Raw genomic sequence first — 5,299 nt, 5'->3', positions numbered from 1 at the left:
CGGCGCTGCCGGCAGCACGACCGGCACCGCAGGCACCTCCCCCCGCTCCGCCTCCGGGCGGGGTGCACCGGCTCTGGGCGCCTCGCACATGGAGCGGGCCGCCGACCTGCGCCAGCGGCTCATCTACTGCCTCATCCTGTCGGTGCCGATCATGGCGATCTCCATGGTGCCGGCCCTCCAGATACCGGGCTGGCAGTGGATGGTGGCACTCATGGCGCTGCCGGTGGCGGTCTGGGGTGCCTGGCCCTTCCACAAGGCGGCCTTCCGGGCACTGCGCCACGGGGCCTTCACCATGGACACGCTCGTGTCCCTGGGGGTGATCGCCGCGACCGGCTGGAGCCTGTGGGCGCTGGTGCTCGGCGGGGCCGGGCACATCGGCATGCGCATGAGCATGGAGCTGCTGCCCCGCTCCCAGGGGCATGCCGCCCACATGTACTTCGAGTCGGCCGCCTGGGTGACCACCTTCCTCCTGGCGGGCCGCTACGCGGAGGCGCGCGCCAAGTACCGCTCAGGCGACGCCCTGCGCGCCCTGCTGGAGCTGGGCGCCAAGGAGGTGACCCGAGTCGTCCTCACCTCGCCGTCAGGCAGCCGCGACGCCGTCGACGTCCTGGACGAGGACGGTGCGCCGCGCGCGGAGGCCACCCGCACCGAGGAGCGCATCAGTATTGAGGACCTGGCTGCCGGGGACCTGTTCCTCGTGCGGCCGGGTGAGAAGGTGGCCGCCGACGGCGTCGTCGTCGAGGGCCGCTCGGCCGTGGACGCCTCACTGCTCACCGGGGAGTCCGTACCCACCGAGGTCGAGGCCGGGCAGGCCGTCACCGGGGCGACCGTCAACACCTCCGGCGTCCTGCTGGTGCGGGCCACGGCCGTGGGCGAGGGGACGACGCTGGCGCGGATCGGCCGGATGGTGACGGCCGCGCAGGCGGGCAAGGCCCCCGTCCAGCGCCTGGCGGACCGGATTTCGGGGGTGTTCGTGCCCATCGTCCTGGTGCTGTCGGCCGCGACCCTGGCGGGGTGGCTGCTCACCGGGCACAGCCCGCAGGCGGCCTTCACCGCGGCGGTGGCCGTGCTCGTCATCGCCTGCCCCTGCGCGCTGGGTCTGGCCACGCCGACGGCGCTGCTGGTCGGTTCGGGACGGGCCGCCCAGCTGGGCGTGGTCATCAAGGGTCCCGAGGTGCTGGAGTCGACGCGGGCGCTGGACACGATGGTCATGGACAAGACCGGCACGGTCACCCAGGGGCGCATGAGTCTGGAGGTTGAGGCCTGCCGGGAGGTGGGCGACACCGCGGGTACTGGCGCAGACTCCGCTGCGGGCCTGGCCCCGCTCGGGGAGGAGGCGCTGCGCCTGGCGGGGGCGGCCGAGTCCGCCTCGGAGCACCCGGTGGCCGCGGCCATCACGGTGGCCGCCCGCGAGCGCCTGGGTGACCTGCCGGCGCCTGCCGACTTCTCCAACCACGAGGGCCGGGGCGTCTCCGCGACGGTGGAGGGGCGCCGGGTCGCGGTGGGCCGGCCGGGCTGGCTCGCCAGTGAGGTGGGCGCAGAGGTTCCCGAGGCGGTGCGCTCCGCCGTGGAGGAGGCCCAGGACTCCGGGGCGACCGCCGTTGTTCTGGCCGTGGGCGGGGCCGGTGAGACCGCGAGCACTGGGACCGAGGCGCCCGACGAGGCCGACGCCGTCGATACGGTCCGTGCCACTGGAGCCGACACCGCCGCGGATGGCGCCTTCGACGCTTCCCAGACCGTGCGGGCGCAGCCACTGAAGGCGGTGGCCGTTCTCGTGGTGCGGGACACGGTGCGGCCCTCCTCGCGGGCGGCGGTGGCGGCGCTGCGCGAGCTGGGGATCCGGCCGGTGCTGCTGACCGGGGACAATGCCCGAGCCGCTGAGCACGTAGCGGCCCAGGTGGGGATCGATGCCGCCGATGTGCGCGCCGAGGTGTTGCCGGCAGACAAGCGCGACGTCGTCGCCGACCTGCAGGCCCAGGGCGCGGTGGTCGGCATGGTGGGTGACGGGGTCAACGACGCCGCCGCCCTGGCCCAGGCCGGTACACAGGGGCTGGGTTTCGCCATGGGATCGGGGGCGGACGTGGCCATTGAGGCCGCCGACATCACCCTGGTGCGCACGGACCTGGACGCGGCGGTGGCGGCAGTGCGGGTGTCGCGGGCAACCCTGCGGATCATCCGCCAGAACTTGTTCTGGGCCTTCGCCTACAACGTGGCCGCGATCCCGCTGGCGGCCGCCGGGTTGCTCAACCCGATGATCGCGGGGGCCGCCATGGCCGCCTCCAGCGTCATCGTGGTCTCCAACTCCCTGCGGCTGCGTCACGCCGGCTGACCACGGGCCAGGGTGCGGGATGGGCGTCGGGGAGTAGCGGTGTCCCGCCCCTGGCTGGTTCATACGGTCAAGTGCCCCTGTGCGGGGGGCCTCCGTCAGGATCTCGGTGGGTGGCCAGCACGAGGGGTCAGGACCTGGGCCGCCGCAGGGAGCTGTCGGAGTGAGGTCAGAAGGCGTCAAGATCCTTGAGGTGAATGACCTGCCGATCCTGCCGTCCGTCACTCAGAACGACGGTGATCTCGACGTCACCTTCGCCGCCGAACTCATCGAGATCCGAAGGACTCATGTCAGCGAGCTCAGCAAGGTCGGGATCGTCGCTTATGTCCGCGAACTCATCGTCATTGCTGTCGGCCTCGTTATACTCTGGCCTGTCCTCCCAAGGAGACAGAAGGAGGTTCTCCTCTGGGGATAGGATTTCAGGCGCCTCCGTTGGCATGTATTCGAAGTAGCCCTCAGACAGGGCCGCTAACTTCCGAGAGCGGAACGGGGGAACACCCCGCAGGAAGTAAAGACATTCGTTACCCGGAAGGCGAGAAATTTCATCTGCCGTCATGAGCTCACGACCTGACGAGCGATATGACCGGGACCAGGATCCCTGGGCTCCTCGCTGATCCGAGTTGTCTTCCTGGGTGATGGTCTCCTTACCCAGCCTCTTGGAGATAAACTCGGTTGTGGACCCCTCATTTCCTCCCAAGAAGAGCAGGGAGTCACAGTTTCCAACAATAGTCTCCCAGTCATCCTTGTAGAGTGCTTTCCCTTGAGAGTAGTTCTGCAGGATAACGGAGGTGGAGATGCCGCGCGAACGCATCACGGCAATTTTACGCTCAAAGCTGGGCATTTTGCCGATATTGGCGAACTCGTCCATGTAGCACTGCACTGGAACCGGAAGTCGGCCACCAGAATGATCCGCGATATAGATGTTCTTCTCGAAGAAGGTCTCATAGAAGATGGATGCCAGGAAGTTGAATGCCTGGTGGGTGTCGGGGATCACAAGGAACAGTGCCGTCGGGCGCATTCCAATCTGGTCCGCCTTGATCGTATCTGATCCCAGTATTCTCCGCATGGGCGCCATGTGAAGGGGAGCCATTCTAACCCCCAGAGAGATGATCACTGACTTCTTGGTCTCGCCCGCGCCCTGCGTGTACACATTGTACTGAGAGCATGCGAACCGAAGACCTTCGAACATTTTGGCGCTGGCCGGGTCGGAATCTGGATTCTTTTCATACTCGGCAATGTAATCCTTCGTAGAAAGGAATAGCTCATCGACCGAGCTGAGCGCTTCCTCGTTTTGCTCAGAAGCCGTCATTCTTGACAGTAGCTCGACGACATCGAGAAGCGTCCCCTTCCCACCCTTGGAGAAGTAGACCATCGCAACAAGGGCGGTTAGCAGAGCCCTTTCCGCCTTTTCCCAGAAATCGCCGCCATCGGCGGGCTTCTTTCCTGTCGTGTTCGTGATGAAGTTTTCCGTCAGAATTGCGCAGTCGACTTCCGCCTGGTCAGGGTTGAAGTACGCAAGAGGATTGAAAGTGTCGGATCGAGCGAAGTCAACAAGATTGAGGCACCGTATTTCATACCCGAGTTCAAGGAGCTTGTTTCCCGTTGCCGCGAGAACCTCACCTTTGGGGTCCGTCACAACATAGGAAGTGTTCCCCTGATGAAGATTAGGCATCACGAAGTAGCGCGACTTACCTGAACCAGAGCTTCCAATAACAAGAGCGTTGAGGTTTCGCTGGGTCTTCCGGGAATCAAGACTCAAAGATTCGGTACGAGTGAAAAGAATATCATTCGACCGGTTTCCAACGTAAGGGCGAATGTCCCGGGGAGTCGCCCATTTTGCCGAACCGTGCTCCTCTCCTGGGCGAGTGGCTTTTCTGGCACCCACATGATAAGCCCACATCATCAGGATCACCGCAGCGAATCCCGCTCCGACGAGCATGTCAGTCGTCTGCCAGGAGACGTGGAAAGGACTCTTGAGGTCGAACCAGAATCTGTCCATCACGTCACTGAAAGTGCGGCCTGAGGCATGGTCAGTCCGTATCTGCCAGGAGATTTTATCTCCGATCCACCAGGAAATCAGAGTCACTGAGGCGAGAATGACATATCGGATTCTACTCATTATTCTTCCTCCGAAATTTAGTTGCTGTAGAACGCGAGTGTCAGCGCGGGACCCCGAATGACGGCGGCTTCATTGGCGCACTCCGAGGGGCACCCAGGCCGGGCATCGATCTTGCCCCTTTATTTCCAGGCACATTATTGCGATGCATCTTCTGGCGAGCCTGACGAATACCGTCGATATGCTTCTGCGGCCCGGAAAGCGCCGGCTTCGGCCTGCCGGGATTCGTACCACGAGGAGTTCTGGGTTTCAAATTTGGGCCGCCAATCTTTTGGCTACGACCACGGAGGATATCGCCGAGGCTTGATAGCCCCTTCATTAAGGAACTAGGATTATTCGCACTGATAGTTACTTGGACGTTGCCATCTCCTCCAATCTGGGCAGCAAGATTCACTCCCTGCTGAAGAAGGCTTGCCTGAATTTTTGCGAACAGTGAGCTACTCACCCCTTTGGCGCCCACGCCGCGCCCGAGCGGAGCCTGCTTCCTGGAGAGCGAAATTGTCCCGTTCTTGATGGAGTTCGAGTTCGCCAGCATCGCCCCTTTATGCCCAAGTCCGGCAATGTTATGAAGGCTTGAATGAGTTAACCGATCAATACTGGCAAGTAACTGAGGTACCCCTCCAATCATCTTGATAGTGACTTCCATGGCTGCTTTGGCTGTGTCATCTGCGAGCATAACGACCTCTACTAATGGTGACGGAACAGAATGTGCTGATGTTGGCAGGTAATTAATTATTTTAATACTCTTTGGCCACCTTTCGTAATTCTTAGACTCAGTTCAATTATGTTACTTCACTCGTTGACGCCGAGGCAGTGAATTGATCTAGGTGAACACTGTCCTTGATTCGGAGAATAGG

Annotated in this window: 3 protein-coding genes; 1 reads left to right on the top strand and 2 read right to left on the bottom strand. The window is 63.0% G+C overall.

The features are described from left to right. The coding region (locus RIV14_RS13235) for a heavy metal translocating P-type ATPase (protein WP_309325230.1) at nucleotides 1–2,329 on the top strand (2,329 nt) is incomplete at its 5' end. A gap of 166 nt (nucleotides 2,330–2,495) precedes the next feature. Here the strand turns inward: RIV14_RS13235 and RIV14_RS13230 are convergent. Both RIV14_RS13230 and RIV14_RS13225 read right to left on the bottom strand, forming a co-directional pair. Continuing rightward, nucleotides 2,496–4,445 carry a VirD4-like conjugal transfer protein, CD1115 family gene (locus RIV14_RS13230; RefSeq protein ID WP_081381908.1) on the bottom strand — a complete coding sequence of 650 codons (1,950 nt, stop codon included), beginning with the start codon at nucleotides 4,443–4,445 and terminating at the stop codon, nucleotides 2,496–2,498. Between the two features lie 40 nt (nucleotides 4,446–4,485). Further along, nucleotides 4,486–5,118, bottom strand: coding sequence for a hypothetical protein (locus RIV14_RS13225; RefSeq protein WP_143224268.1), 633 nt, complete (start codon nucleotides 5,116–5,118; stop codon nucleotides 4,486–4,488). Nucleotides 5,119–5,299: the final 181 nt, after the last annotated feature.

It is taken from the genome of Actinomyces acetigenes (assembly GCF_031296635.1).
In the GTDB taxonomy this organism is placed as follows: Bacteria; Actinomycetota; Actinomycetes; order Actinomycetales; family Actinomycetaceae; genus Actinomyces; species Actinomyces acetigenes.
The sequence above is the reverse complement of the archived record's forward strand: the minus strand, read 5'-3'. Positions and strand labels throughout refer to the sequence as shown.